General features: G+C 77.1%; 4 protein-coding genes. 1 reads left to right on the top strand and 3 read right to left on the bottom strand.

The genetic code is table 11. The features are described 5' to 3' along the window. Window positions 1-109: 109 nt before the first annotated feature. From ACFVXK_RS37385 to ACFVXK_RS37375, 3 genes are read right to left on the bottom strand one after another with little or no spacing between them, the layout of a single operon-like run. Window positions 110-982: a biotin-dependent carboxyltransferase family protein gene (locus ACFVXK_RS37385; protein WP_389621474.1), complete on the bottom strand. Its 873-nt coding sequence runs from the start codon at window positions 980-982 to the stop codon at window positions 110-112. Then, window positions 979-1,596 (bottom strand): allophanate hydrolase subunit 1, encoded by a 618-nt coding sequence (locus tag ACFVXK_RS37380; protein ID WP_389621471.1) that lies wholly within the window; start codon window positions 1,594-1,596, stop codon window positions 979-981. Before ACFVXK_RS37380 ends, ACFVXK_RS37385 begins: the two co-directional genes overlap by 4 nt. Continuing rightward, window positions 1,593-2,372: a LamB/YcsF family protein gene (locus ACFVXK_RS37375; protein WP_389621469.1), complete on the bottom strand. Its 780-nt coding sequence runs from the start codon at window positions 2,370-2,372 to the stop codon at window positions 1,593-1,595. Before ACFVXK_RS37375 ends, ACFVXK_RS37380 begins: the two co-directional genes overlap by 4 nt. A gap of 95 nt (window positions 2,373-2,467) precedes the next feature. On the opposite strand from ACFVXK_RS37375, the gene ACFVXK_RS37370 reads away from it, so the two are divergent. Then, the gene (locus ACFVXK_RS37370; RefSeq protein WP_389621466.1) at window positions 2,468-4,018 is read left to right on the top strand and encodes a hypothetical protein; all 1,551 of its coding nucleotides are present in this window, start codon (window positions 2,468-2,470) and stop codon (window positions 4,016-4,018) included. Window positions 4,019-4,053 lie beyond the last annotated feature (35 nt).

Here is a 4,053-nt window from a genome sequence, read left to right as displayed (position 1 = left end):
CTGGGGCGGAGCCCCTGGGGGCACCTCCCAGCGGTAGCTGGGGGAGGAACGGGCGAAGGGCGGGTAGGGGACCCCGCCCGCGCAGCGGCCACCCGCGCCGCCCACCCCCTCACGCCGGAACGAACCGCACCGCCACCCCCGGCCGGGCCTGGGCGGCGGCGTCCAGGGCGGGGCCCGGGGGGACCACCCCGACCACCGGGTAGCCGCCGGTCACGGGGTGGTCGGCCAGGAACACCACCGGCAACCCGTCCGGCGGCACCTGCACCGCCCCCAGCACCATCCCCTCACTCGGCAGCTCCCCGCCCCGCGCCCGCTCCAGCGCGGGCCCCGCCTCGGTCCGCAGCCCGATCCGGTTCGACGCCGCCGACACCCGGTAGCCACCCGACAGCAGCGCCGCCAGCGAGGCCCCCGTGAACCAGTCCGCCCGCGGCCCCGGCCGCAACGGCAGCACCAGCTCCGCCACCGGCGGCCCCGGCACCCGCAGGGCGTCCGCCCCGGTCGCCGGCTCCGGTCCCGCCGGGCCGACCTCCAGCACCGTCCCGTCCGCCAGGACCGCCGGCCCCAGCCCCGACAGCAGGTCCGTCGCACGGCTCCCCAGCACCGCAGGACCGGCGACCCCGCCCCGCACCGCGACGTAGCTGCGCACCCCGGCCGACGCCCGCCCCACGTCCAGCTCCGCCCCCGCCCGCAGCCACACCGGCGCACCCCACGCCGCCGGGCGCCCGCAGACCCGTACCGCACACGGCGCGCCCGTCACCGCCACCGTCACCGGCGCCAGGGCCCGCAGCCGGACCCCGTCCAGGGTGGTCTCCAGGGCGGCGGCCCCCGCCGGATTGCCGACGAGCCGGTTGGCCAGGGCGTACGCCCCCCGGTCCAATGCCCCCGACCGCGGCACCCCCAGGTGCGCGAACCCGGGCCGCCCCAGGTCCTGCACGGTGCTCAGCGCCCCCGCCCGCACCACCAGCAGCCCGCCCCCGCTCACGCCCCCGCCTCCTCGAACCGCACCCGTACCCCCGGCGCGAACAGCGCCGCCGGCTCCCGCGCCGGGTCCCACAGCACCGCGTCGGTGGAGCCGATCAGCTGCCAGCCGCCGGGGGAGGAGCGGGGGTAGACCCCCGCGTACTCCCCGGCCAGCGCCAGCGACCCCGCCGGGACCGACGTGCGCGGCGTGGCCCGCCGCGGCAGCCACAGCCGCTCGGGCAGGCCCGTCAGATAGCCGAAGCCGGGCGCGAACCCGCAGAACGCCACCCGGAACCCGATCCCCCCGACCACCCCGGCCACCTCCCCCTCGGCCACGCCCCACGCCCCGGCCACCTCCGCCAGGTCCGGCCCGTCGTACCGCACCGCGACGGTGACCAGCGGCCCTTCCGCCTCCGCGAGCGGCGGCACCTCCCAGCGGGCGATCCGCGCGGCCAGCGCCGCAGGCTCGCGCACCCCGTCGAGCAGCACCGTCCGCGCCGCCGGCACCACCTCCCGGACGCCGCCCAGCTCACCCGCCTCCCGCCGGCGCAGCAGCTCGGCGTGGAGCGCGGCCACCTCCCCCGCCGAGTCCACCTCCAGCAGCAGCGCCTCCCGCCCCACCACCAGCGCCCTCACGCGAACGCCTCCACCCGCACCCCGGCCGCCCCCAGCGCCTCCCGGACCCGCACCGCGAGCCCCGCCGCCCCCGGGGTGTCCCCGTGCAGGCACAGCGAGCGCGCGTCCACCCGGACCGGGGAGCCGTCCAAGGCCGTGACCCCCCGCTCCGCCGCCATCCGCACGGCCCGTGCCACCACCGCGTCCGGGTCGTGCAGCACGGCCCCCGGCGTCCCGCGCGGCACCAGCGTGCCTTCCGGGGTGTAGGCCCGGTCGGCGAAGGCCTCCGGTACGGGCTCCAGCCCGGCCTCCCGCGCCGCCGCGAGCAGCAGCGACCCGGGCAGGCCCAGCACCGGCAGCCCGGCGTCCCCGGCCGCGAGCCGGATCCCGGCGACCACCGCGCCCGCCTGGTCCGCGTCGTGCACGGTGCGGTTGTACAGCGCACCGTGCGGTTTCACGTACGACACCCTGGACCCGGCCGCCCGCGCGAACACCTCCAGCGCCCCGATCTGGTACGCCACCTCCGCCGCCAGCTCCTCGGCCGGCACGTCCATCGCCCGCCGCCCGAACCCCGCCAGGTCCCGGTACGAGACCTGCGCCCCGATCCGTACGCCCCGCGCGGCGGCCAGCTCGCACACCCGCCGCATGATCGACGGGTCGCCCGCGTGGAACCCGCAGGCCACGTTCGCGCTGGTGACCACCGACAGCAGGGCTTCGTCGTCCGTCAGCGCCCACCGCCCGAAGCCCTCGCCGAGGTCGGCGTTGAGGTCGATCGAGGCCGCTGGGGATGTGATCATGGAAGCCATGCGGCGAGCGTAGAACAGCCTGTGCGCCGCGCGCCGCAGAGCCCTTCCGCGGCCTTCCGCGGAGCCGGGGACGATCCGGCCGAACCATGCCGTTTGGGATGTTGTCCGTGACACCGCCTAATCTTTCCGACGTGACTCTCCCTGCCCCGGCGAAGACCCTCCCGTCCCCGGCGCCGGGCCCGGCCGCCGACGAGGGCCTGGCCCGGCGGCTGCGCGCCCTCGCCTGCACCGCCCCGCTGCACGACCTCGACGTACGCAAGGCCAATCTGGCCGGCGAGTACGGGGTCTACGCGATGGCGGAGGTCGCGCTGTCCGCGATCGACCTGGTCACGCTGAACATGGACTTCGACACGGGCGCCGACCACGAGCAGATAGTGGCCAGGCTGCTGCCCCGCGTCGCCGCCCAGACCCCCGGCCGGCCCGCCGCCGAGCACGAGCGGGTCGCCCGCTGGGTGCTGGAGAACCTGATCAACGTCGGCAGCGTCGACCGCGGCTTCCGTGCGATCTACGGCACCTTCGGCCCCGACGGGGTCTACGTCCGCCGCGACTACGACTTCAAGCTGATCGAGGAGGTCCCCGGGTACGGCGGCGCGGTCTACCTGCGCACCACCGACGAGGCCGTCAACGTCCTGGTCGGCGCCCTCGACACCGACGTCACCAGCGCGCAGATCGCCGCCGAGGTCAAGCTGGAGGTCCTGATCAGCCGGGGCCGGCTCGCCGACGCCCAGCTCGCCGCGGAACAGGCCCGCTACCGCACGGTCCAGTACGCCGAGACCCTGCGCCGCACCCTCGACGCCACCCGGCGCAACGTCCGCGCCGTCGACTGGCTGCAGTCCGTGCCCGACATGATCGACGAGGCCCTCGACCACGTCGCCGACCGCTACCGGCACGAGAACGCCATCCTCACCAACATCCGCAAGGCGCGCGACGAGGCCGAGGACCCCGAGAACAAGCGGCGCGCCGCCGAGCTCGTGGACATCGTCAAGGACTGCATCCGCCGGCATACCCAGCTCCAGTCGAGGCTCCTCGACGCCGGCCCGCTGTTCCGCGCCGAACAGGACCGCCAGGCCTTCGCCGCGCCCGCCGCGCGCTCTGGCATCGACCTGTACGGTCAGCTGGTCGCCCCGCTCCTGCCGCTGCCCGTGGCGCAGGCCACCCGGGTCACCGACGCCTTCTTCGCCGCCGGCACCGGCCTGCGCACCCCCGTCTCCGTACGGGTCGCGGACCTCGTGGAGATCCTCCTCACCCCGCCCGTGGAGCGCGAGCACCTCGGCGCGGAGATGCCGGAGCCCGACCTCATCGCCACCCCGGACGACAGCCGCTTCAGCGAGGAGCAGCTCGCGGCCGCGACCCGCCTCCTGGACCTCCCGCACGACGCCCCGCGCCGCCTGTCCGGCCTGCTCGCGGAGGCCCGCCGCGAGGACCCCGACCTCCCGTACCTGGTGGCCCTGCTCGCCGTCCACGCGGCCAGCCCGGCCGTGGGCACGGCGTACCGGCAGGGCGAGGAGCGGCTGCTGTTCGCGGTGGACGACGGCACCCAGCTGGAGGACCCGGAGTTCGGCGGAGCCGACCTGATCGTGGGCACGGCCCTCCTGGACGCGGCCGGCATGGCCGCGGACCGCACGGAGCCGGCGTGAGCGCGCCCTCCGGCACGGGTTCGCACCCCTCGCCC

It is taken from the genome of Streptomyces sp. NPDC058157, from assembly GCF_042884105.1.
Classification (GTDB): domain Bacteria; phylum Actinomycetota; class Actinomycetes; order Streptomycetales; family Streptomycetaceae; genus Streptomyces.
This window is presented reverse-complemented; position numbering and strand designations above follow the sequence as displayed.